The organism is Microbulbifer sp. GL-2, from assembly GCF_007183175.1.
Lineage (GTDB): Bacteria > Pseudomonadota > Gammaproteobacteria > Pseudomonadales > Cellvibrionaceae > Microbulbifer.
Window position 1 is genome coordinate 1,102,738 of record NZ_AP019807.1, and the last position, 24,639, is coordinate 1,127,376.

22 protein-coding genes are annotated in these 24,639 nt (G+C 52.8%); 10 read left to right on the top strand and 12 right to left on the bottom strand.

Features of this window, described 5'->3' with window-relative positions:
* Positions 1 to 181: 181 nt before the first annotated feature.
* The 4 genes from GL2_RS04845 to bioD form a co-directional block, all read right to left on the bottom strand.
* The gene (locus tag GL2_RS04845) at positions 182 to 850 is read right to left on the bottom strand and encodes a nitroreductase family protein (protein ID WP_143729541.1); all 669 of its coding nucleotides are present in this window, start codon (positions 848 to 850) and stop codon (positions 182 to 184) included.
* A 10-nt stretch (positions 851 to 860) separates the two neighbouring features.
* Entirely contained in the window at positions 861 to 1,052 is a 192-nt protein-coding gene (locus GL2_RS04850; RefSeq protein WP_143729542.1) for a DUF3094 family protein, read from the bottom strand.
* A 112-nt stretch (positions 1,053 to 1,164) separates the two neighbouring features.
* A complete protein-coding gene (locus tag GL2_RS04855; protein ID WP_143729543.1) occupies positions 1,165 to 2,946 on the bottom strand; it encodes an acyl-CoA dehydrogenase C-terminal domain-containing protein in 1,782 nt (593 codons plus the stop codon).
* Between the two features lie 117 nt (positions 2,947 to 3,063).
* A complete protein-coding gene (gene bioD, locus GL2_RS04860) occupies positions 3,064 to 3,750 on the bottom strand; it encodes a dethiobiotin synthase (protein ID WP_143729544.1) in 687 nt (228 codons plus the stop codon).
* Between the two features lie 233 nt (positions 3,751 to 3,983).
* On the opposite strand from bioD, the gene GL2_RS04865 reads away from it, so the two are divergent.
* Positions 3,984 to 4,472, top strand: coding sequence for a murein L,D-transpeptidase family protein (locus tag GL2_RS04865; RefSeq protein WP_143729545.1), 489 nt, complete (start codon positions 3,984 to 3,986; stop codon positions 4,470 to 4,472).
* Here GL2_RS04865 and bioC read toward each other — a convergent pair.
* From bioC to bioB, 3 genes are read right to left on the bottom strand one after another with little or no spacing between them, the layout of a single operon-like run.
* Entirely contained in the window at positions 4,463 to 5,974 is a 1,512-nt protein-coding gene (gene bioC / locus GL2_RS04870; protein WP_232053768.1) for a malonyl-ACP O-methyltransferase BioC, read from the bottom strand. The genes GL2_RS04865 and bioC overlap by 10 nt on opposite strands.
* Before the next feature lie 31 nt (positions 5,975 to 6,005).
* A complete protein-coding gene (gene bioF / locus GL2_RS04875; RefSeq protein WP_143729546.1) occupies positions 6,006 to 7,199 on the bottom strand; it encodes an 8-amino-7-oxononanoate synthase in 1,194 nt (397 codons plus the stop codon).
* Positions 7,196 to 8,263, bottom strand: a complete 1,068-nt coding sequence (bioB, locus tag GL2_RS04880) for a biotin synthase BioB (RefSeq protein ID WP_143729547.1) — start codon at positions 8,261 to 8,263, stop codon at positions 7,196 to 7,198. The genes bioF and bioB overlap by 4 nt, the downstream gene beginning before the upstream one ends.
* 161 nt (positions 8,264 to 8,424) lie before the next feature.
* On the opposite strand from bioB, the gene GL2_RS04885 reads away from it, so the two are divergent.
* Positions 8,425 to 9,111: a ComF family protein gene (locus GL2_RS04885; RefSeq protein WP_143729548.1), complete on the top strand. Its 687-nt coding sequence runs from the start codon at positions 8,425 to 8,427 to the stop codon at positions 9,109 to 9,111.
* A gap of 160 nt (positions 9,112 to 9,271) precedes the next feature.
* Positions 9,272 to 10,417 carry a beta-ketoacyl-ACP synthase III gene (locus GL2_RS04890; RefSeq protein WP_197736525.1) on the top strand — a complete coding sequence of 382 codons (1,146 nt, stop codon included), beginning with the start codon at positions 9,272 to 9,274 and terminating at the stop codon, positions 10,415 to 10,417.
* Positions 10,418 to 10,465: 48 nt separating this feature from the next.
* On the opposite strand, the gene GL2_RS04895 is transcribed toward GL2_RS04890, so the two are convergent.
* Positions 10,466 to 11,029 carry a PadR family transcriptional regulator gene (locus GL2_RS04895; RefSeq protein ID WP_143729549.1) on the bottom strand — a complete coding sequence of 188 codons (564 nt, stop codon included), beginning with the start codon at positions 11,027 to 11,029 and terminating at the stop codon, positions 10,466 to 10,468.
* A 165-nt stretch (positions 11,030 to 11,194) separates the two neighbouring features.
* Between GL2_RS04895 and alaE the strand changes: the two genes are divergently transcribed.
* The 5 genes from alaE to ppc all read left to right on the top strand — a co-directional run bounded on the left by alaE (position 11,195) and on the right by ppc (position 17,887).
* Positions 11,195 to 11,767: an L-alanine exporter AlaE gene (gene alaE, locus GL2_RS04900; RefSeq protein WP_143729550.1), complete on the top strand. Its 573-nt coding sequence runs from the start codon at positions 11,195 to 11,197 to the stop codon at positions 11,765 to 11,767.
* A gap of 46 nt (positions 11,768 to 11,813) precedes the next feature.
* Positions 11,814 to 12,509 carry an aspartate/glutamate racemase family protein gene (locus GL2_RS04905; RefSeq protein ID WP_143729551.1) on the top strand — a complete coding sequence of 232 codons (696 nt, stop codon included), beginning with the start codon at positions 11,814 to 11,816 and terminating at the stop codon, positions 12,507 to 12,509.
* A 388-nt stretch (positions 12,510 to 12,897) separates the two neighbouring features.
* Positions 12,898 to 14,265, top strand: a complete 1,368-nt coding sequence (locus tag GL2_RS04910) for a response regulator (protein WP_172621061.1) — start codon at positions 12,898 to 12,900, stop codon at positions 14,263 to 14,265.
* 132 nt (positions 14,266 to 14,397) lie between these two features.
* Complete coding sequence (locus GL2_RS04915) at positions 14,398 to 14,751, top strand: hypothetical protein (RefSeq protein WP_143729553.1); 354 nt, start codon at positions 14,398 to 14,400, stop codon at positions 14,749 to 14,751.
* 472 nt (positions 14,752 to 15,223) lie between these two features.
* Positions 15,224 to 17,887 (top strand): phosphoenolpyruvate carboxylase, encoded by a 2,664-nt coding sequence (gene ppc / locus GL2_RS04920; RefSeq protein ID WP_143729554.1) that lies wholly within the window; start codon positions 15,224 to 15,226, stop codon positions 17,885 to 17,887.
* A gap of 163 nt (positions 17,888 to 18,050) precedes the next feature.
* On the opposite strand, the gene GL2_RS04925 is transcribed toward ppc, so the two are convergent.
* The 4 genes from GL2_RS04925 to GL2_RS04940 all read right to left on the bottom strand — a co-directional run bounded on the left by GL2_RS04925 (position 18,051) and on the right by GL2_RS04940 (position 21,429).
* Positions 18,051 to 19,298 (bottom strand): DUF945 family protein, encoded by a 1,248-nt coding sequence (locus GL2_RS04925; protein ID WP_143729555.1) that lies wholly within the window; start codon positions 19,296 to 19,298, stop codon positions 18,051 to 18,053.
* A 404-nt stretch (positions 19,299 to 19,702) separates the two neighbouring features.
* Positions 19,703 to 20,557, bottom strand: a complete 855-nt coding sequence (locus tag GL2_RS04930; protein ID WP_143729556.1) for a GyrI-like domain-containing protein — start codon at positions 20,555 to 20,557, stop codon at positions 19,703 to 19,705.
* Positions 20,558 to 20,637: 80 nt separating this feature from the next.
* A complete protein-coding gene (locus GL2_RS22300) occupies positions 20,638 to 20,832 on the bottom strand; it encodes a DUF1330 domain-containing protein (protein WP_172621062.1) in 195 nt (64 codons plus the stop codon).
* A 165-nt stretch (positions 20,833 to 20,997) separates the two neighbouring features.
* The gene (locus GL2_RS04940; protein ID WP_143729557.1) at positions 20,998 to 21,429 is read right to left on the bottom strand and encodes a DUF4345 domain-containing protein; all 432 of its coding nucleotides are present in this window, start codon (positions 21,427 to 21,429) and stop codon (positions 20,998 to 21,000) included.
* A 209-nt stretch (positions 21,430 to 21,638) separates the two neighbouring features.
* On the opposite strand from GL2_RS04940, the gene GL2_RS04945 reads away from it, so the two are divergent.
* Together GL2_RS04945 and GL2_RS04950 are read left to right on the top strand one after the other, a co-directional pair.
* Positions 21,639 to 22,553, top strand: coding sequence for an SDR family NAD(P)-dependent oxidoreductase (locus tag GL2_RS04945; protein ID WP_143729558.1), 915 nt, complete (start codon positions 21,639 to 21,641; stop codon positions 22,551 to 22,553).
* A 232-nt stretch (positions 22,554 to 22,785) separates the two neighbouring features.
* A complete protein-coding gene (locus GL2_RS04950) occupies positions 22,786 to 24,576 on the top strand; it encodes a multicopper oxidase family protein (protein ID WP_172621063.1) in 1,791 nt (596 codons plus the stop codon).
* Positions 24,577 to 24,639 lie beyond the last annotated feature (63 nt).

A 24,639-nucleotide genomic window follows, 5' to 3' on the forward strand; every position in this document is an offset into this window, starting at 1 on the left:
TCCTGCTAACCGATACCCTATGGATGGCAATGCCCTAAGTCTAAAATACGTAACCCAGGGAATCGGCGATAGCGCCTTCATCCTCTAAGATCAGTATTTTTGACATGGAACCCTAAGCGCAAGTCCTACCAGTTTACTGATTTTTAGCCTGGGCCTAGCCCCTCGCGCAAAATACTCAGACTCAAATAAAATCTGCGATTTCATCCAGGGGCTTCCTGGCAATCGCCGGCACCTGGGCGCCCTTCGCCGGCACCCCGGCCACCAGGATCATATAGGGCTTTTCCTCCACCGGGCGGCTGAGGATTTCATTGAGAAATTTCATCGGACTCGGTGTGTGGGTCAGAGTTGCCACACCCGCATTGTGCAGGGCGGCGATAAGCATACCCGTAGCGATACCCACCGATTCAGAAGTGTAATAGTTCTTCAGCCGCTCACCATTGCCCGCACTGGTAAATTTTTTCAGAAAAATTACGATCAGGCAGGGTGCGGTTTCCAGAAAGGGTTTGTGCGCGTCCGTGCCCAAAGGTTCCAACGCATTAAGCCACTCCTCTGAGGCGCGGCGTTGGTAAAACTCACGCTCCTCCTCTTCCGCCGCCAAGCGGATTTGGCGTTTAACATCTGCGCTCTCCACCACGACAAAATGCCATGGTTGCATATTGGCTCCGCTGGGGGCACTCCCCGCTGCACGCACGGCATTCTCAATTACCTCGCGGGGCACGGGTTTTGCAGAAAAGTCGCGAACTGAGCGCCGCCGCCGCATCAGCCGGAAAAACTCACCGGCGCGAAAGCGCATTTCATCATCATCAAGGTGAGTGAAATCCAGGGGCTGGAAAGTCTTTTCATCAGTCATACCAGGCTCCTTAAACCACGCCTTTTGTCTTTGCAATATACACACTGACCAGGGACAACATGGTCAGTGCAACTACAACAACCAACAGCAACAGCCAGGGCCTGAAGGGCTTGCGTTCTACTTTATTCACACCGCTCTGCAGGTAATGGTCAACCCTGGCCTGGTCTTCCTCAGAGAGTTTTTTTTGGGGGATATCCGACATTGGCTCTTTCGCTCATTTATTGTTTTACCCTGAGTTTAGGAGAAAGCGAAAAATGACTCCACAAAAAAAGCCCCGCAATGCGGGGCTTTTATGGAACTCGGCTGGAGGTCTGTCAGAACAGCTCTTCCTCCAAGTCCATCAGGGTGGCACTGCCGGCGCTGACACAGGAAGCCAGCGACTGGGCGCGCGGTAGCAGACGTGCAAAATAGAAGCGCGCGGTCTTTACCTGGCCCTTGTAGAAACTGTCAGCCTCTTGCTTATCCAATGCTACAGCGGCCACTTTCGCCCACATGAAGGCATAAGCCAGATAACCGAACAGGTGCAGGTACTCTACTGAGGCCGCCCCAGGAGCGTGGGAATCTTGCTTACTGGCTTCGACCATTTTCTCCGTCGCTGCACGCAGACGCTGTAGTTCAGCCGCCAGCGGCTGTACAAACTCTGACATTGCCTCTCGATCCACCTGGCTGTCGATAAATTTCTGCACATCCGCGGCAAAGATTTCGAACAGGGCACCGCCGTTGGCGACAGTCTTGCGGCCCACCAGGTCCAGAGCCTGGATACCGTTTGTGCCTTCGTAGATCTGGGTAATGCGTACGTCGCGTACCAGCTGCTCCTGGCCCCACTCGCGGATATAGCCGTGACCGCCGAATACCTGCTGGCCGAGCACGGTGCAGTCCAGGCCCATATCGGTGGTAAAAGCCTTGGCCACCGGGGTCAACAGGGCCACCATCGCTTCGGCATTCTTCTTCTCGTCACCTTCGCCGAACTTGGAAATATCCAACCACTGGGCCACATATGTGGACAGAGCGCGGCCACCGCCAACCAGAGCTTTCTGGGTGAGCAGCATCCGGCGCACATCAGGGTGTACGATAATCGGATCGGCTGCTTTCTCTGGCTGCTGGGCACCAGCCGGAGAGCGGCTCTGAATACGGTCACGAGCGTATTCCCGGGCATTCTGATAGGAGCGATCAGAGGCTCCGAGGCCCTGGATACCCACACCCAGCCGCTCATAGTTCATCATGGTAAACATGGCGGCGAGGCCCTTGTTAGCTTCACCGACCAACCAACCCTGGGCGCCATCAAAATTCATCGCACAGGTTGCGGAGGCTTTAATGCCCATTTTGTGTTCAATAGAGCCGCAACTCACATTGTTGCTTTCACCGATGCTGCCGTCTTCACCCACCTTGTATTTTGGCACCAGGAACAGGGAGATTCCCTTGGGGCCTTTGGGGGCGTCCGGCAGCTTGGCCAGCACCAGGTGAATAATATTTTCGGATAAATCCTGGTCGCCACCCGTGATGAAAATCTTGCTGCCGCTGATACTGTAACTGCCATCTTCGCGGGGCTCTGCCTTGGTGCGAATAATTCCCAGGTCGGTACCGGCATGGGGCTCAGTCAAATCCATGGCGCCGGCCCAGGTACCCTCGTACATCTTGGGCAGGAACTTCTGCTTCAACGCTTCGCTGGCATGGGCATCAATCGCCAAGCAGGCACCGTTGGTCAACACTGGGTAGAGGGCGAAAGAGATATTCGAGGCGTTGATCATTTCCTCAACCTGCGCACCCAGCATCTTCGGCATGCCCATGCCACCGTACTCAGGATTGCCTAACAGGGCGCCCCAGCCGCCTTCACAGAAGGTCGCATAGGCTTCCTTGAAACCGCCCGGCGTAGTCACTACGCCATCGTTCCAGTGACACCCCTCTTCATCACCACTTCGATTAATCGGGTCCAGGGTATTGGAAGCCAACTTGGCCATCTCTTCGAGAATCGCATCGGCGGTCTCGCGATCTACAGCCCCAGCCAGTCCGGGCAGTTCCGTCCAGAGTTTTTCTGCAGCAAAGACTTCATGCAGCAGGAAGTTCATCTCCCGCAGGGGCGCCTTGTAGTCGGCCATGCTTCCAATCCTCATCCAAGTGTTTCAAACGCTTGTTTGAATCTAGGGCCGAAGACGCGCAAAGTCAACTGGTTTGGGGCCGATCCGGATCCACGGAGACAGTCTGGGGAAAAGGGTTCAGTTGGGGAGCAGTGGTCGAATATCCAGGTGCTTCGCCACTTCGCGATAATCGCGCTCCTCGCTGTAGGGCACCACACCGAGCAGAGGCGCAGGTAACAGAGCCTCCAGAGTAGCGAGGTTCTCCTCCGCATGCGTCATGCCCTCACGGACAAAGTTGGCCACCCAACCCGCTAATGGCAGGCCGTCACGGCGGATAGCTTCGGCGGTAAGCAGGGCATGATTAATACAACCGAGCCGCATACCCACGACCAGGATCACCGGAGTATTCAGCTCCCTCGGCAGCTGGGACAGGAAGCTCCTCGGCCCCAGCGGCGTACGCCAACCTCCGGCACCCTCAATCAGTACCAAGTCGGCTCCGGCAGACATCACTCCACGACAAACACCGGCCATACGCGAGACGCTCAGCTGCTTGCCCGCCTCAATGGCGGCAATATGGGGGGCAATAGCGGGTTCCAGGGCGAAAGGATTCACTTGCTGATAGGGCAAGTGCAAGGTCATAGCTTCCAACAGAAGCAGGGCATCTTCATTGTGCAGCCCCTCTTCTGTTCGCGCGCAGCCGGAGGCTACCGGTTTTACTGCGGCGGTCTGTAACCCCGCATTTGCGCCTGCAGTGAGCAGGGCTGCACTCACAAAGGTCTTACCCACTTCGGTATCAGTACCGGCTACAAAATAGGTTCTGCCCATGGCCACTGCCCCCTCATCAAAAAAGTTTAATTTTTTTCTTGTGGTGACTTTTCATGCCACCCAGTTGGTGATAATTTAGACGGGTAGCGCAGATTTTGAACAAATCAAGCCGAGCACTGATAACAAAGGCACGGGGCTGCGCTGACAAAATAACTCCCCCAAAAGGGGAAACTGCCCTGCAGGGACGCGGAAAATCTCGAAATAACTGAAAACATTCAAACAGCTTAGAGACCATGCGATACCTGACTCTTGCCCTGCTGCTGGTGATGCCACTGCTCGCCTCAGCGAAAGTAACTCCTGTCGACCATGTTGTTGTGTACAAGTCGAAGAAGCTGATGCAGCTGATTCGCGACGGCCGAGTAGTGAAAAGCTACACCGTTTCCTTCGGCGATAATCCCAGGGGACACAAGGTCCGCCAAGGGGATGAGCGCACTCCCGAAGGGCGCTACACCCTGGACTGGAAGAACCCCAACAGCCGCTTCTATCGATCTATTCACGTGTCCTATCCAAACAAACAGGACCGTGCACGGGCGGCCAAGATGGGCGTCAGTCCTGGCGGCGACATCATGATCCACGGCATCAAGCCCGGGTGGGCCTACATGGAAAGGCATCTGCGCCGCAACAACTGGACTGATGGCTGCATCGCGGTGGCCTCCAACCGCGAGATGGACGAAATCTGGGCCCTGGTGAAGACCCCCATCCCCATCGATATCTATCCCTGATTAGTCTCCTGGACAAGCTTCATGTAAATCACCTCATAACTCAACGGCAGCCCCTGGGGCTGCCTGAGGACTTCATAGGCTTTCGCCAATCGCTGTATTCTGGTGCGACCGGTCATGCCGCGCTTGGCGGCACGATTGATGTTATGCGCACCCACGCCTTTTAATTCCCGCATCAACTGGCGCAGGTTATCGAAATACAGCAGGCGCTGTTCGTCGAGCACCTCACCCTTTAGTTGCGACTGCGCCGCAGCTTCACGCCAATTGGCCAATGGCAGGAAGCGATTAACATGCACGCCGCTATCCACTTCCGCCCAGCTATCGCGTAATTCTGCCAGGGTACCGGGCCCCAATGTAGCCACCAGGCAGCGTCCCTCGGGAGAGAGTACCCGGCGAAGTTCGGCGAATAGCTGCGGCAACCGGTAACACCACTGCAGCGCCATACTGGAAAACAGCAGATCCACACTGCCGTCCGCCAGGGGCAATAGCTCTGCATCTGCGGCGATATAAGCATCGGCCTGCGGCCTTTCATTGCGGGCAAAACGCAGCATATCCTCCGCCAGGTCCAAAGCAACAATACGCGCCTCGGGAAAATGCCGGCGCAGCAGTTTACTGCCAAAACCGGTACCACTGCCCAGATCGACAATGGTACTGGGAGTCCAGTGACGCTCCGACATTTTCATCAACTGGCGGCACACTGCTCGCTGCAAATGGGCGCTGCTGTCATAGCTGGCGGCGGCGCGGCCGAATGAACGGGCTACCGCAGACTTATCGAAGGGCTCTGTCACTGAGGTTCCAGCTGGGGACAGGCTTTCTACAAAATGCCGCAATCGCTTAGCCACCTGATAAGGTTGCGACAGGTGTGGCTTATGACCACAACCCTCCATTATTTCTACCTGGGCACCAGTGGCTTGAATTTCCTCCACAGCCGCTAGGGGCACCAAAGCATCCCGCTTGCCAAACAGATGTAAGGCGGGCACCGCTAAGTGCTGTAGCAGGTAGCGATTATCCAACCGGGACAGGCAATCCAGGGCATGTAACCAGGAATCGGCATTGATATTGGGTCTGCGCCCTTTCAAGTGCTTGAGCAAGGCTCGCATGGCGTTGTCACCATGGGACTGCAGGGCACAAAATCGCTCCCAGGTCCCGTAGGGGTCCTGTACAAAGGCGGCGCGAAAACGCTCAAAGGTACGCCGGGGCATACCCGGCCAGTTATCCTGCTCCACGAAGCATGCATTCGCAGAGATAGTGACAATTCCACAGATTTTGTTTTGTTGCGCTCTGGTCGCCAGCTGCAAGGCCAGCATACCGCCAAGAGAGTGCCCTACCAGAACACAGTTTTGCGGCAGCACCTGATAGAGTTGCTGTAAAAGCACTTCCAGGTGCGGCCAGGACTCATCCCTGCGCTCGCCAAACCCGGGCAGTTCGATACAACGCAGGGGTAATCCCAGCTGTTCGCGCACGGCTTCAAGCAATGGCTGCCAAGGGCCGTTATCACCCCCCAACCATGCAGGAATACCAGGTTTTCAACCTGCCTCACGAATGCACCGCCGTATTCTCCTGCAATACTGATACCAGTTCATCGAGCAGTGCATTAATTTGGCTGTAAGTATGTAAGGCACTCAGAGTAATTCGCAGACGAGCAGTACCTGCAGGCACTGTGGGTGGGCGAATAGCCCCCACCAAAAAACCTCGACGCTCCAGCTCTGCGGACACCGACATAACCTTTTCTTCACAGCCAAGTACTAAGGGCTGGATAGCAGTGGAGGAATCTGCCAGAGGCAAATTTAGCTGTGCAGCTCGTTGGCGGAAATGGGCAATATTCTCTTCCAGACGCCGTGTTAACTCGGGTTTGCGACACATCAGCTCGACTGCTGCAATACTGCCAGCGGCCACCGCCGGTGGCATACCGGTTGTATAGATATAGGGGCGGGCAAACTGCACCAGATAATCGATCAATACACGGGAGCCAGCGACAAAAGCCCCGGCATTGCCAGCGGCCTTACCCAGAGTGCCCATAATGACCGGCACCTGTGATTGATCGAGACCCGCCGCAGCGCAGCTGCCAGCCAGGGGAAATTGCTCGCTGCCCATCACTCCAAATCCATGCGCTTCATCCACTAATAACCAGGCGCCATGCTCCCGGCACAGACCGGCAATCTCGATAAGGGGCGCTTGGTCACCATCCATACTGTAGACACCATCCACCGCCACCAGGGTATTACCGCCGTGCCCAGCAGCACGCTGCAATTGGCGATGCAGTCCTTTCAGGTCGCTGTGTGGAAAACGCAAACTGTTGGCGCCGCACAGGCGTGCACCATCGATCAGAGAGGCATGATTGAGCTTGTCAGAAATAATATTGTCGGCGCGGCCCAACAGTGCACAGAGTGTGCCTACGTTGGCCATATAACCACTGGAGAAAACCAGCGCAGCCTCGCGCCCAGTCACCTCGGCGAGTCTCTGCTGCAGCTGTTGATGGATCTTCAAATGTCCGTTTACCAGATGGGATGCGGTAGCGCCGGCACCCTGCTCGGCACCGGCTTTCTGTGCGGCAATTACCTCGGGGTGGATTGCCAGCCCCAAGTAATCGTTACTACTAAAAGCGAGTATTTCGCGGGCACCCAACTTGAACAGGGGACTGGGTACAGAATCCAGGGTTTTGACTTCCCGGTAGAGGTTGCGCCGGCGCCGCTCATCGAGGCGCTGGCGCAGAGCTTGATCCAGGGTCATTTGGCCGCATCGTAGAAAAAAGCATCATTTTGCTGCTCGCTGATCTGGGCGCTCAGCTCCGCTTCCACCCCGGATTCATCGGTGTACTGCTGGTACTCTTCGGGTTGGATTCCAAGGCGATTAAACAACTGCATATCCTTATTGGCTTCGGGGTTGGCAGTAGTCAGCAGTTTTTCTCCATAGAAAATGGAGTTGGCACCGGCCAGGAAAGCCATGGCCTGCATCTCATCACTCATCTGCTCACGGCCGGCAGACAGGCGCACGTGAGACATGGGCATCATGATACGAGCCACCGCAATACAACGGATAAATTCGAAGGGATCCAGATCCTTCTGCTCCTCCAGCGGAGTGCCAGCCACCTTTACCAGCATATTGATCGGGACAGACTCCGGATGCTCAGGCAGGTTGGCCAGCTGCATCAGCAGACCGGCGCGGTCCTTATCGCCCTCTCCCATACCGACGATACCACCAGCACAAACTTTCATACCGGCTGCGCGCACGCGCCCAAGAGTTTCCAGGCGGTCCTGGTAGGTGCGGGTAGTGATTATCTCACCGTAGTACTCGGGCGAGGTATCCAGGTTGTGGTTGTAGTAGTCGAGCCCCGCACCGGCCAGTTCCTGCGCCTGGTCATCATTGAGCATCCCCAAGGTCATGCAAGTCTCCATACCCAGCGCTTTTACGTCGCGCACCATCTGGGTAACGTAAGGCATGTCCTTTTTCTTGGGCGAACGCCAGGCTGCCCCCATACAAAAGCGGGTGGCACCACCGGCTTTGGCCGCGCGGGCCTCCTCCAGAACCTTCTCCACCTTCATCAGCTTTTCCCGCTCCAGCCCGGTATCGTAGCGAGCACTTTGCGGGCAATAGGCGCAGTCTTCCGGGCAGGCACCGGTTTTAATGGAACAGAGAGTGCTCACTTGCACACGGTTAGCATCGAAGTGCACCCTGTGCACCTGCTGTGCGGTAAACATCAGATCGCTAAACGGCATGGCGAAAAGGTCCAGAACCTGCTGGCGGGTCCAATCGTGGCGGATCTCGGCGGCGGGTAATTGCTGGGCGGCAGTCACAGGGCTTACTCTCTCTGTTGCTGGAGTTAGTTGCTGGAGTTATATGTGCTGTTTTGGTTCACGGGGCCGGGGTGACTACACCTCATGGCAGTGGCAAACTCGACCAAACAGACTGGCCAGTTTAGCCAGGCCCCAATTGCTGTCAACTCAATCTCCCGATTATGGTTTACAGGATCTTTTCTTCACTGCTGAACCGAAGCCTGGCCCAGTGCCTATTGTGCGGCGGCCGGGCTGATTATTGCGGCATCTGCTTCGCCTGTGCGGAGGAGTTGCCCACACTGCAAAATGCCTGTGAAACCTGTGCCCTGCCCCTGGTGGAACCCGCCCGCTTTTGTCCTGCATGCCTCAGGCAGCCCCCTCACTTCAGTGGAGTACAAGCCGCCTGGCACTATGCTTATCCGGTAAACCAGCTGATCCAGCGTTTTAAATACTGCGGCGACCTAACCGCCGGCCACAGCCTGGCACAAATGGCCGCCCAAATCATAGACGTCGACCAGAGACCAGACCTGCTCAGCCCCATACCCCTGCATTGGCGCCGTTACTGGCAGCGCGGTTACAACCAGGCACAGCTGGTAGCAGAGGAACTGGGTAGGCAGTGGCAACTGCCAGTGCGTCCGCGTCTGTTGTGTAAAGTCAGTGCAACCCAAACACAGTCCCAGCTGAATCGCCCCCATCGTCTGCGTAATTTGCTCGGCAGCTTCGTCCTGCGCGAAGACGTCGAAGGTTTACATATCGGCCTGGTGGATGATGTGTTAACCACCGGTGCCACCCTGGAGGCGGCGGCGCAAAAGTTGCTCCAAGAGGGAGCGGCTAGGGTAAGTGCCTTTGTTTTGGCCAGAACGCCATGACTCATCGGCGCGACCGCAGATAGACCAGTGGTCACATTACCGTCACAATATCATGCCTTGCCGTTCTGGCACCCAAGTCCCATACCCGCCAGCACTGCTAAGGTTCTATTCAGTGACTAATTGCTCGCACGCTTATTTGGTGCGGGCCAGGGATTCAGCGATGAGTGAGTACAAGTTGCCACGGGGCATTGTCATCAGCGGGACAGGCCTGTGGACCCCACCGGAAGCTATCAGCAACGAAGAGCTGGTAGATGCCTATAACACCTACGCCACGCAGTACAATCTGAAACACGCGCAGGAAATTGAAGCCGGAGCACTGCAGCCCAAACCCCAGTCCTCGGCAGAATTTATTGAGAAGGCCTCCGGTATCAAGAGCCGCTATGTGGTTACCCGCGAGGGCATCCTCGATCCAGAGCGCATGCGTCCCTTTATCCCCGAGCGCGATGACGACGACCTCTGCGTACAGGCCGAAATGGGCGTGAACGCTGCCAAACTTGCTCTGGAAAAAGCGGGCAAGAGTGCCTCCGATGTAGATATGGTCATTGTCGGCGCCTCCTATATGCAACGCGCTTACCCAGCCATCGCCATAGAGATCCAGGGCGCCCTCGGCATCGACGGCTTTGCCTTCGATATGGAAGTAGCCTGTTCCTCGGCCACTTTTTCCCTGCAGCGCGCCGTCGATGCAATCAGCTCTGGCGCAGCGCGCACAGTGCTGGTAATCAATGCGGAGCTGGCCTCCCCTCAGGTGGACTACACCGACAGAGACAGCCACTTTATTTTCGGTGACGTGGCCGTAGCCAGTGTGATCGAGCGCCGCGAGACCTGCTCCGTGGACAACGCCTGGGAAATTCTCGGCACCAAAGCGAAAACGGTCTACTCCAACAATATCCGCTCCAACTTCGGTTATGCAGCCCGAGCCGCGGATGTAGACCCCTTTGGCCCGGGCAAGCTGTTCCGCCAGAACGGACGCAAGGTCTTCAAGGAAGTCTGCCCCATGGCCGCAGCCCATATTGAGGAGCACCTGCAGGAAACTGACACCGATCCGCAAGGCGTGAGCCGTTATTGGTTGCACCAGGCCAATATCAATATGAATAACCTGATCGCCAAGAAACTAATGGGCGATGAAGCCAGCATAGAGCGCGCACCTGTGGTGCTGGACCGTTACGCCAATACTGCGAGTGCCGGCTCGGTAATCGCCTTCAACTTGCACAGTGACGACCTGCAGGTGGGCGACCGCGGTATTATTTGCTCCTTTGGCGCCGGTTATTCTATCGGTAGCTTGGTGGTGGAAAAGGTCAGTATCTAATCCCCCTTCCGCACCTCAGCAATAAATAACCGGGCTCTGCCCGCTTATTTATTGCACCTTTTCGCCAAACTCTTCACATTTTTCTTCCAGCTCCACGAGCAGCTTTTCCGCCCAGGTGATCCAGGTTTTCTCCGCCTCTATACCCAACAGCAGGGTCTGGTGCGCGAGCCAGTAGCGCTCCTGTAAAGCGATATCGCTTTTAAGCACCCGCTCGTTTTGCTCGCAGTAGTTATCCAACAACCCCCTGTGCAGCTGTAATTGGGCATTCAGCGCCGAGCGTAATTCATCACTACTCAGGTGGTGACCGGCAAACATCCGCACGAGAAAGGGTTCCCGAATTTTCTGTGGTGCCGCCGGCTGGGTCACCCAGTCACGAAGTTCTAAACGTCCCTTATCGGTGAGGCTGTAGACCTTTTTGTCCGGCTTCCCCTCCTGCGGCTGCTCCACGCAGTCCAATAGGCCCTCATCGTGCAACTTGTGCAGCTCCCGATACATCTGCTGATGGCTGGCGCTCCAGAAGTGGGACACGCTGCGCTCGAAGCGACGCTTCAAGTCATAACCACTACCGGGTTCGATATCCAGCAGAGTGAGGACGGCGTAGCGCAAGGACATAGAAACTCCGGTTCTGCTTATGCAAAGAGTTGCATATTAACCGGTGGGCCGCTGTTGTGGCCAGGCGACACCTGAAGCCAATAAGATATTTAGATTAATTTACTAATAATTATTAGGATGTTTATCTCGGAAGACCTTGCTAGTCGAGATACAAGGCTAGCTTTTATGCAGATTGAAGATATAATCGCCGGCCTGTCGCCAACCTGTTACAGGCGGCCTGATGTCTACGAGGTTTCCTACTCCATGTCCGCGCCCGCATTGACCCCCACCAGCCCTGACGCCGACACAACGGCGCCCAACACGCGCCGCTGGGACTTCCTCCTGGACATCTTTGCCATGAACAGTTTTTCCTGGGCCGTAGCAATCCCCATTGAACTGGTACTGGCTGGTATGGGCTGGAAGGAGCACCTGAAAGTGCGCCTGATGGCATTGGTATTCAACACGCTGATCGCGCGCCCCTTCAGTGTTTATCGCAGCTGGGTTGTAAACCGCTTTGGTGGTGGTGGCGTGGTCAACGCCTACCTGGTGGATACCTTTGTTTTCCTAAGCTTCCAGTTTCCCCTATATCTGTGCAATATGCGCCTCGGCGGCGCCAGCTGGGACGAAGTCGCCACCGCCAGTATCACATTCATACTGATCGCCGGCTCCCTCGGACGCCCTTATGGGATTTATCTCGACTGGGTTCGCAGAGTATGGATTAATAACGTCAGTTCCCTGTGGAGCAAAAGGGCCTCCTGAACTGCCACAGACACTCGACTGAGCATTACGAGAGAGGAAAATCACTGTGTTGACCTATAACGCCATTGAAAATAGTTCCATGACCATTGGCGTGGTCGCAGGTACTCCCACGGACACCCGCTTCGGACTCGATTTTCTCGCCGCACGACAATTTCGCGGAATAGGCCTTTCCCTGTCCACATCGCCCCAAGCCCAGACCCAACTGCAGGCTCTGGAGCGCGGCGCCCTCACGCAACAGCTGATCGACGCCATCAAGCAACTCCACGAGGCCGGTGCCGAAGCCGCCATGATCTACTGCAACTCCCTATCCGGTGCGGTGGATATGTCAGCGGTCACTGCAGCCTCTCCGATCGAAGTGGTCTCGCCTTTAGAGGTTTACGCCGAGCTGACCCAGCGATATCGCAACTATGGATTGCTCGCAGCCAACTGCCAGAGCTGTGCCAATATCGAGCGGGAAATCCTCGAGCGCAATAAAACTGCCAAGGTAATTGGTATCGGCAACCTGCAAATTGTCGAGGATATTGAGGACGGCCTCGCCGCGGAAATGATTGTACGGCAGCACGCCCTAGACGACCTGGTGGCCGCGCTGGTAAAAAGTGGCGTACAAATCCTGATCCTGGGCTGTACCCACTTCGATTATTTCTATAAAGAACTACTCGCCCACTGCGATGGCATTCGTCTTTTCCTACCCTCAGAGCGTATGTTGCAACTTTTACAGCAGCGCCTGCCGCAAGCTGCCTGAGTAATTTAGAAAATTATTCATTAGCAATGTTGCGCAATTTACCTGGTCCATCAGCTCGTCAAATTGCGCAAATTCTCGCTAAATATTCCCACTCACTCGGCTATTGTAATAGCGTGCAATTCCCCACAATATACGTTGATTAATAAAATCCTTCTCTATCTGTGTGGCGCAATATTACTTGGATAGTAGAGAAAACAATCATACAACTGACCGTTACTTCTTCCCCACTACGACCCGCGACGAAAAAATACCTCTTGTGCCCTAGGCAATATTGCAGTATCAAACGATCTGATGTTTTCGGGAGTATCTATAGAAACCTACCGTAAAAACATAACGCGGACTGCAGGATTTAGTCCGCCCTAACAAAAAAGTGGTTACAAGGATGATAATGACCATATCTTCTGGGGGGGTGCCCTCTCGTCGTGTTTCTTTGCACGCCCTTCTGATCGGTTCAATTGTGTGTGGCTCAGTATTTATCTCCAGTACTGCACAGGCTTATGAACTGCCCGCTCTTAATCAACAGGTGCCTATTACCTGGCTCGCTGCAGCAGCAACTGTGCTTTTGCTTGTTTGTGCTTTTGCACTGAATAGACAGTTGAGTCTGAGCAAATTCAAACGGGAAATGGACGAGCGCATTGAGAGCCTCGGCTCAGAAAATAGCAATTTGTTCCAGCAGGTACATAGCCGCAACAGTGAATTTAATGCCCTGGAAAAACAGCTGGAAGAAAATCGAGAAAGCCTGGAATTATTGCGCCAGGAAAAATCCGATCTACTCACTATTGCCCGTCACCAACTGCACCACCCCCTAGATACTCTGCTCGGCACCTTTAATCTGCTAGGCCGCAGCGAGGACAATAACATCAAGGCACTGGTGGAAATCGGCAAACGCCAATTAAACGCGGCGCTTAAATCCTTGGATGACCTGCGACAGGTTGGCAAAGTGGAAATGGTAGAGCTCAAACTGCCAAAGGAAGTGCTCGGCAATAGCGAAAATCGTCTTTCGGTATTACTGGTGGAAAATAATAAACATGAATCCCTGCAGGCCGTACTGGAGACCATGGGGCACTATGTGCAACGAGAGTGCAACGGTATCGATGGTAGTAGCGCCGCCCTACAGAAAACATTTGATCTGATTCTTACCGATACCCACCTGCCACTAATGGATGGCGTTGAGGCAGTGCGTGAAATCCGCCGCGAGCGCGGCGTTGAATTACCAATTTTTGCACTTCTACAAAGCGCCAGCTCCGGCGACAAAGAGCGCTACCAGGCCCGAGGTTTTACCGGAGTGCTGACTCATCCCATTGCAGATCGCCAGCTGATGCAATTAATGAATTGGGCCGGGCGACGTGGTCAAGGTGCCAATACACAGCAAAAACCACGTCCCTCCAAATTACTGAACACAAATACCCTGTTCCGCCAGCGGGATACACTCGACCACCTGACATTCGCCGAGCTACTCAGCGACCGCAGCGCCACCCTGCCTAAGCGGATCACCTCTCTGACCAGTGCCCTGACCGGTCGCCACTGGCTGGATGCGGAGAAACAGGCCCTGGAAATATCCAGGTCGGCTGCAGAAGTGGGTCTCGATAGTGTGGCCGCACGCCTGCGCAGCCTGGCGGCGAATCTCTCTATCGATAGCGGACGGGAGCACTGCAGGCAGCAGCGCACCGAACTGCTACAACTGATGCGCGAATCCGTTCGCCAGCTGAAAGCCTGGCGTGAGCGCAATGTACATACCGAGTGGGCACTCAAATAACAGGGACTATTCCATTATGATGGCGGCAGCCATATCCGGTTGTCGCATAAAAATGCCACTCCAACGCAGCCAAGTTGAATTATATAGCTCGGACCACACTATATTTTATTGAACTACCGAGAGAATAAAGTTATGTCTGAGCAGTACCCCGTGCGATCCCAGGAGGCCCGAGAGCAGAGCGGGCGCGACCTGGCTATCATGGTTTATTTGATCCAGGCCATCAGCCTGTTTACCGCGGTTCCCATTTTTGTCGGCGTATTGATCAATTACTTTAAACGCAAAGATGTAAGCGGCACCCTGGCAGAATCTCATTTTCGCTGGCAAATTCGTACCTTCTGGTTTTGGCTGCTGTGGACCATTGTCGGTATCTGCTCTGTTTGGATTCTCGGGCTCGGATATGTCATTCTCGCCATCAACTGGATCTGGGTTTTCTATCGTGTGATCCGTGGCTGGCTGGTACTGGTAGATCGCCGCCCAGCTTACTAACTCACTGCAAGATAACTCTGATAAAAAAGTATGCCTGTGTGATATTTCATGCAGGCATTCTCGCATTTTTATTAAAAACACATAGAAAGCTAACAATTAATTGTGATTAATCTTCCAAAAACTAATCTTCCCGAGCTTTCTTTTTCCACCTAATGACCACTGTTAAAAGAGTAACTCTAGTTACAAATGAAACCTAAGCGTTAAAGATTTATACCAAAAACTTCAAAGATCGACTTTAACGGCCAACAAGTAATTATTCCCACCCCGATTATCCTTATTTCTTGATTAGCCAAAATTTATGACAGCAATTCTCCAGTCCACCGTTTAACTGCCGCAACTTTGCCCACACTAGTTTTCCTATATTCCAAATCTCTCCCCGTTATTTCAACGTCAAAAAATGTCCAACCCCCGACCAAGTGAAATTGTGCGAAGATAGTTACCTCGTGGTATTTCGCTAGGGAGAACAGAATTCGTGAGTCAGGATCAAAATACCCCTTTAAGGGAAGATGTACGCCTGCTTGGCGAGGAGCTAGGTTCGGTACTTCGGGAACAGGCAGGCCAATCGCTATTCGATACCGTAGAAACAATTCGCCAGGCTGCCGTAGAAAGTCGTAGCACCGGGGAAATGCAAGTGAATCGGCTGCGCCAGCTACTTGATCCCCTCGACGATGAAACCCTGTTGGAAGTCGCGCGCGCCTTTAGCCAGTTCCTCAATCTGGCAAACATCGCCGAACAACGCCATCGCGAACGCCTGCACCGACAGCATCAACGTTTCTCCGGTGACCCGGATAGCGACCGCGGCCTGCGCCAAGTGCTGCAGGAATTGAAACAGGCCGATATTCCTCCGAGCGAAATTCATGAAGTTTTACAAGATCTTTCCGTTGAACTGGTCCTGACCGCTCACCCCACCGAAGTTACCCGCCGCACCCTGATTCGCAAATACGACCGTGTCGCCGATTTGCTCGCCGCGCTGGACCGACCCGATCTTACCCAAGAAGAAGGCCGGGAGTTACGCCGACATTTACATGAGCAAATCCTTTCCGCCTGGAGCACCGATGAGATTCGGCGTGAGAGACCGACACCGGTGGATGAAGCCAAGTGGGGCTTTGCCACTATTGAGCAGTCCCTGTGGCAGGCGGTTCCCCAGAGCATGCGCTCTATCGAGGCGGAGTTGGCCCTGGCCGAGTTACCACCTCTGCCAGATGATTGGGTGCCTATTCGCTTTGCCTCCTGGATGGGCGGCGATCGAGATGGCAATCCCAATGTCACCGCCTCAGTAACTCGCAAGGTACTACTGTTAGCGCGCTGGATGGCTGCGGACCTCTATTTGCGGGATATCGAAAACCTGCTCGCGGACCTGTCGATGCACATGGCCAGTGAAGAGCTGATAGCACATACCGGCCCCAGTCACGAACCTTACCGCCTTGTGCTGCGCAGGGTCCGCTACCGCCTGCGAAATACCCGCACGCAGATAGAGGCACATATCAGCAACCAACCGGTGCCAGATGGTGAAGCCTTCAGTAGTGGCCAACAGCTCTCCGAGGAATTACACCTTATCGACCGTTCCCTACGTTCAGTGGGGCTCTGCGCCATCGCCGATGGGCAACTAAAAGATACTCTGCGTCGCCTCAACTGCTTTGGCATTACTTTATTACGCCTGGATATACGCCAGGAATCCACTCGCCATGCGGACACGCTCGATGCCATCACCCGCTACCTGGGTATCGGCAATTACACCACTTGGGATGAGGAGCGCAAACTAGAGTTTCTACTCGCCGAGCTGGACAATCGCAGGCCATTGGTCAATGCAGATTTTTACAGCACGGATTTCTGTGATGAAGATGTGCGCGAAGTACTGGAGACTTGCAGAGTAGTGGCTGAACAGGGCCCCGAAGGTCTCGGTGCCTATGTCATTTCCATGGCGAAAAGATCTTCCGACGTACTGGCGGTAATGCTGCTGCAAAAGATCGCCGGTGTGCACCAGCCAATGCGAGTGGTGCCTCTATTTGAAACTCTCGATGATCTCAACAACGCAGCCACCACCATGAGTACCCTGCTCAATATCCCCCAGTACAAACAACGGGTGTTGGATGGCCAGGAAGTGATGATCGGCTATTCAGACTCCGCCAAGGATGCCGGCTTCCTCGGTGCAGCCTGGGCGCAATATCGTACTCAAGAGGCCCTCACCGGAATTTTCCGAAATCATGGTATCCCATTAACGCTGTTCCATGGCCGCGGTGGTTCTATTTCCCGAGGTGGCTCTCCCACCCGCATGGCCCTACTATCTCAACCGCCGGGCTCTGTAGCTGGCCGTATCCGGGTCACCGAGCAGGGAGAGATGATCCGCTTCAAGTATGGCCGTCCGACGGTTGCCGCCTACAACCTGGAACAGTATGTGGCGGCGACTCTGGAGGCCACCTTGATGCCACCAGCGCAACCGCGACCTGAGTGGCGCAACCAGATGGATCGTCTCACGGAAATCTCGGTAAATAGCTATCGCGAAGTTGTACGCGACGATCCTGCATTTGTCTCCTACCTGCGTACCGTCACCCCGGAAACCGAACTCAGCCGACTCGCTTTGGGCAGTCGCCCCGCGCGGCGTAAACCAGGTGGCGGTGTGGAAACCCTGCGCGCCATTCCCTGGGTTTTCGCCTGGACCCAGATACGCCTGATGCTACCTGCATGGCTGGGTACCGGCACTGCACTGGAACACGCACAAAAACACGCCGACGAAACCGACATTTTACGTGATATGAGCCGTGAATGGCCGTTCTTCCAGGGAGTGGTCGATATGCTGGAAATGGTATTGGCCAAATCTGATACCCGTGTCGCCTCTTGGTATGAAGAGCGCCTGACAGATAGTGAAGATCTGATCTCCCTTGGCGAAAGCCTGCGCGAGCGGTTATCACGAACCGTAAGCGCACTTCAGCAGCTCACCGAACGTGAAAGCCTGCTGGATAACAACCCTGTAATGCGTTGGTCGATTCGAGTTCGCGATCCCTACACCGACCCATTGCACTTGCTTCAGGCTGAATTGATGGCACGCTTACGTGAAAGGGAAAGTGATACTGTATTGGAAAGCGCTCTGATGGTAACCATTGCCGGAATTGCCGCCGGTATGCGCAATACTGGATGATAGGATTGGAGGGACTTTACACTAACTGCTAACCCGAAAAGCCAGTTAACAGCATAATGCGGCACACTAGTTTGCCGTGAGCGATAATAAAATAGATGGAAGTTTGTTTATTGTCAGTTTAATAAATGGGGAGCAGCCAACCCACTCCCCAAATAATTTTTTCTTAGAACTGCCCGGTAAGCGCCATAATAAACAACTCCGGGGGTAAATCCTGGCCATTCACTTCCAGTCGCCCCCGCTTCACTTCCAAATGCATTTGCAGTTCGCCATCCTGCTCCAGTAAAAGACCGTACTCCCGCAACATCATCGCCTGTGCTACTAATGGTGACTGCAATAGCGCGGACTCCGCTGCACTCAGTGTCATAGTGCCAACCAATGGCTTCAGCCACTGATTCAGGGCACTCCCCCCACGGTGACGGGGAGGGCGCTTCATGCCGCGCCAATCGATATCAGCATCCACCAGCACTGGACCATTGTGTGACTGCACAGCTAACTGCTGTTGCAATCGCAGCGGCGGACGCATCTCACGAGCCCAGTTGCGCTCAGCATTAGGCAGCAGCACTCCCAGGTAGTGACCCAGATCTGCGGCTGAAATCTTGGGTAAGGTCATCTGCTGACGAGCAGAGGTGATCGGAGTTGCGGACTCTACGCTGGGCAACTGCAAGTCACTTACAATTTTTAAAGTCTGGGCGGCAAGCATCTCCAAGTCTAATTTGAGGGTAATATCCCGCAGCTGCACAGGTCCCGAATCGGACTCCGCACGTAACAATGACAATTGCAGTTGTGCCTTGCCGCCACGGCCAGGCTCTACTTGGAACTCACCTTTTAGAGGTTCGGTAAACAGCACTTCAACACCATCCCGTATCTGGCGCAGGCTGCCCAAATCAATAACGCCATCCAACATGGTACCGCTATAATCAGTTTTTACTGCAATTTCACCGCCATCAAATTCCAGCTGGCCATAGGTACCAGTATTTTTGAAGGACTCCAAACGCAGGGTGTTTAGTACGCGGTTATCGGCTGTTACAAGAGTTTCCAGCACCAACGGGCTATCCTGCAAACGGCCATATATGCCCTCAAGCTGTGCGCGCAATTCAGGGGCTAACTGCTCCAATTCCAAGCGTGTTTCACTATAGATAACCCCAAATCTCGGCCCTTGGGAAGTAAACAGTACAGGACCATGGTGAATTTCAGTATGCAGCTCGGTAGTACCATTTTGCAGTCCGACCTCAGTATTGGTCTCAGCACCAAACCAACCACGCTGATAACTCGTGGAATTACCACCTTGTAACCTACCAACCTGTTGCTTCCAGATCTCCTCTACCTTGGGACCGATGAAGCCTGGTGCCGCAAGGGCGGAAATCACCATTAGGACAAGCACAATAAGCAAGAGCCAACGCAATAGTTTCATAGGGATTGATCTAACTACAGGATTTATGCCGATGTTAGCAGATTATGCAGACACTAGTACGATAGAGATATAAAGATAGAAACCAGCAAGGTCAATAGTTGCTACTCTCTAGGGCCACCCTAAAGATAAACCACTGGACAAAGCGCCTTATCCACTTTGGCAACCATTATCTAGAGAAGCCAAGAAAACTGAGATATAGAGTAAGGAGGTTCTGCATAAAATTAAAAATTTTTCTTCTTTTTGAAAGATAAAACAATTCTCACAATTCACTGCAAAAGAGCTATTCATCTATAGTATTATAATGATCGGTACATCGGTGTTTCCCTAACGTATAGTGGCTTTTGAACAGCCTCCAAGTAGCTGGAAAAGTTGAATAGTGATAAATCTGCGTTATTGCTAAACGATTATTGTCTCTCTTTAACGGGGATATGGAAATACATTTCAGCTGCCGGGCTGGTAACCTGATACCTGGGCGGATAGAGTTCGAAGTCTGGCTTCTCGATATAGTCATAATTTGACTTTGGCAGCCAGCTTCCCCAGATATACTTCAATGTCTGTTCCAGGGTTGTAATAGAACCACGATGCACAAACTTCGCATAGAGCTGCTCTGGCAGTTCACGGGCCACCATTCCCTCAGGAACATGAGTCAGCTCAGCAACTGGCGTACAGCAGATATAATTAAACCGAATTTCATCAGCCGCTTCCTCGTAACATTCATAGATACCAAAAGATTCGTCACTAATACGATTAGGAATCTTATCCCTGTAGGGCCTGAATGCCGACCAAAGCTTTGGCAAGCTGAGGTTTTCATGATCGTACTCCTGCGCTACTCCCACTAATTGCATCACTGGGCGCGAAATAATTTGTGGCTCCATGGATAGCTCATTTTGCAAAAAATGCAGCATATGAGGGCTAAATTGGTCCTTATACAACAACCGAAAAGGGTCCTGCTGCTTTCGATACTGCGCTGGGGTTACATTAAATAGAGCTTTAAACGCGCGAGTAAAAGCTTCTTGGGAATCAAATTGGCACTCCATGGCAAGCTCAAGAATACCAATATCTTCACTCAACAACCTCTTTGCGGCGACGGTCAACCGGCGCTTGCGCAAATACTCTTTCGGCGAGTCCCCCACTAATGCCTTAAAAATACGACTGAAGTGGTAGGTGGAGTAATGAGAGGCAGCGGCAATTTCATGAACAGAAATTTTGTCGTATAGATGCTGCTCTACGAAATTGATACTTTTAAAAAATCGCTGCATGAGAGGCTCCTTTCCTACCAGTTTACGTTGGGACGGTTCGATTTTCGAGCAATACCTTCCCGGTTTAGCTTGCCTTTAAATCAAATTCGTTCACTAGTGATAAAAAAGCGTAAATGGGCAAATGCCTTGTTCCTCAATGGAATAATCGCCTGGTAGGCTGGATCATTGAAGAATGCATAGATCGCCTCCCGATCCGGAAAAGATACCACAACAAATGCCTTTGGTGACCTACCTCCGTCCAGGGCCTCTTCTACATCATAAGAGGCAATAGGCACCCCCCATACTGTTGCATTAATTGCGGTGCCAGACCTATATACTGCTGAAGAGCCTGCGATTCCTGTAAGTTTGGTGAAGACTCTATATGTAAAAATACTGGTAACAAAGTAATAACCTCTTAAGTGTAAATAACTTTTAGTTGCTTAACTAAGAGCTTCTAATGACTAACTTTGAGAGGCTACTCGCCTATGCCAAAAAACCAGAAGTGGAACTATCGCAAGCTCAATAATCGTAGGGGGTAAGACCTGATCATCCACCAATCCAAATTCCAGAATATTACTTAAGCGGCCCAGACCGCCAATAAAGAGGGATAAAGCCACGAAGTAAAACAATGCTTTATGTTTTTCGATATTGCTCAGGAAATACAGTAGAACCAACCCCTGGGCAAAGAAAACACCAAAGGCAAATCGATATTGATTATCCCCAAATCCTCTCAAGGGGCTATCCGGGCCAAAAATCATAGCACCACCACTCAGGGCAGCACTGCCATTCAGCCCTCCAAATGCACTGATACCACCGGGTACAAAACAGATCACCGCCAGCGCTACCACTAACAATTGGAAAATTTTTCTTTCTATAGAACTCGCCTGATTCATAGTTTCACCTTAGTTTGCCGTATTTGGAGTGATGACCTAATCATATTGGCCAGTAAGGCCCTATTTTTGATATTTCTTGCGGTCTTGGTATCCCACTAAGACAGCAAGAAATGTCAAAAGACGAGGCGCTTAACCGCTTATCTTTCCCTCCAACAGCCGGGTATATCCATATCCTGGCACCAGTTCCCAATATCCACAGAGACAGAAAGATGATTAAGAGTGTTTTGATTACCGGAGCGAATGCAGGCTTAGGTAGGGAGTGCGCCAAGCAACTGGCGGAATACCAGCAGATTAACAAGATCTATCTCGGCTGCCGCAATCTGCACAAAGCCAAGGAAACCCAGGCCGAGCTGGTGTCGGTAACTGGCAGGAATATCTTCGAAGTATTGCTGATCGATGTCGCGGATCAACAATCCGTGAAAGAGGCAGTTAAGAACCTGGAATCCCCAGTTGATGCGCTGGTTATGAATGCTGGCGGTACCGGGGGGAAAGAGTTTTACAACAAGACCCCTGAGGGAGTCACACAAATTTTCGCCGTCAACCTGCTCGGGCATGCTCTACTGACTAACGAGTTACTGAAAGCCAATAAATTAACCCAGACTGCTATCTATGCCGGCTCCGAGGCCGCTCGCGGCGTAAAAGAGATGGGTATGAAGCGGCCAGAGCTGAAAAGCGCCTCTGTGGAGGAATTTATGCAGATCTGTGAAGGAGAGCTCTATGCCAGTACCAAAGACGCTACGGTACCCTATGGTCCGATAAAGTATATGGGCGCCCTGTGGATGTCTTCCATGGCTCGAGAATTCCCTAATATCCGCTTCGTAACTATGAGCCCAGGGGCTACTGTAGGCACAGAAGGCTTCAATACACTGTCGTTATTCAAGCAATATATGATGAAGGGCATGATGCGTATTATGCTGCTATTGGGCAAAGTCCACAAAGTCGAAGTGGGCGCCAAGCGCTATATCGATGCCCTGCTGGATACAACATCCTTCCGAACAGGTATTTTTTACGGCAGTGAACGCGGATTGACTGGACCTCTTGGTGAACAGCGGAAGCTTTTCCCGGACCTGGACAACTCAACCTATCAGGACAATGCCAAAACGGCGATCAATCACTTTATCTAGTGCAGCGTCGCATCAGGTAAGGGCATGCTGCGCCTTGCCTGCACTTGAGGTCTCTATGACCTGACAGTACTCCCTTACCTATACTTGGCTATTAAATACGAACCACCATGAGCAGCCTATGCTTCGGATACTCTTCTGCCTATTGTTATCACTTCCTATTTCCCTAATTGCTAGCGAGGAAAAAATTTCCGTCGTCAAGGCCCATCCCCTGACCCTCCTGGATCCAACAACTGTGGATAAGTTCGTTAACGAGCTGCCAATACCTGTAGAGATCCGACCCAAGAGCTCAGCTCCACTCAAATTGCCAGCACGGCCCACCCAAGTATGGATGGGCTTGAGGGATAAGGATGGTAAACGTGTAATGACGAAGGCCTGGGGTTTTGAATATGCTGGTCACGTCCACTCTCCCGGCCCAACCATTCGCGCTCGGGAGGGCCAACCGGTATTTGTACATTGGGCCAATGAGCTACCCGGACCACATCTCTTTCCTGTCGATCGATCCATTCACCTTGCCGATGTAAAAAACTCCAAAGCCGTGCCAATTGTTATTCATCTTCATGGTGGCCATACAGAGTGGAAGAGTGACGGCAATCCCCTCGCTTGGTACACGCGAAATTATCACGAGACGGGCCCGCTATTTGAAAAAAAGATTTACGAATACGACAACTCCCAGGATGCCACCACTATCTGGTATCACGATCACACCCTGGGAATGACCCGACTTAATGTTTATGCAGGCTTATTCGGTTTTTACCTGGTTGGCGACGACAATGAAGATCTCCTGATACAGGAAAAGCTACTTCCCACAGAAGAGCGGACCTTGGTTACCGCTATAACAGACAGCCTGTTTAGCTCAGATGGGCAGCTCTATTTCCCCGGCTGGCGAGATCAGCCTCCTTCACCCGTTTCCCATGAGGTGGTCAAGGACAATTGGCCCAACCCTTCTCACCTGGATGAGTTTTTCGGTAATTTTATCCTGGTAAACGGCATGGCCTGGCCCAAAGTCAGTGTTACTCCACACGTTTATCGATTGCGGTTACTCAACGCATCCGATACGCGCACACTAATACTCAGGATCGACGAAGATACCCCCTTTGTGCAAGTCGGCGGCGACGGTGGCTTTCTCGATCGCCCAGTGCAACTGAACGAGCTGGTATTGGCGCCCGCAGAGCGAGCAGATGTTTTAGTGGATTTCAGTGGTTATGCAGGGCACAAACTGACACTGAGAAATTTTGGGCCAGATATCCCTTTTAAAGGATTTGTGCAGGCCAGTAATCCGAAGAGTTCAATTCCGCTGGTATACAACCCGGATGGCAAACGCGTATTAAGTGATGGGCGCGGTGGCACCACACCAGCTACCGACCCCAATACCACTGGCCAAGTTTTGCAATTCCATATTGCTTCGACACCTGCAAAAGCTTCTCCCTATAAACAGAAAGCAGCGGTCAAAGATACGATTGGAGATTTAAAACTAACCTTGAATACTCCCCTGCGCCCTCCGCTTAAAAGGCTTAGTCAAGCGAACCACACACGACAGCTTGCTACCTATCGTCTGGACGATCCCTACGGCCGTAATCTGCTGATGTTAGGTCCAGTAAAAGAAGGCTCCCTATTTTTCGAAGACCCTACCACGGAAATTATCCAGCACAACGCCGTAGAGATCTGGGAGATATACAACCCTACAGTATCGGCTCATCCAATCCATATTCATCTGGTGGAATTCCAGGTGCTGGATCGCCAGCCATTTAAAGGCAAACTTATTCCCAAGCCGCAGAAATTTATGCATACCGATAAGATATTTCAGGGTGCACGACTGGAAATAGAATCTCTACAGGGAAAACCCCTTCCACCACAACCGGAAGAAAGCGGCCCCAAAGATACTGTCATTGCCCTTCCCGGCCAAGTTACCCGGGTAATTGCACGTTTCGATCGCGAAGGCCTCTATGTATGGCACTGCCACCTACTCTCCCATGAGGATTACGATATGATGCGGCCGTTTGAGGTGTTGGCCCCCAACCATTAAATGACCTTGGTTTCAAGTAATAACTGCAAATCGATTAACCCAATCAAACCCTTTTGCCCTCTT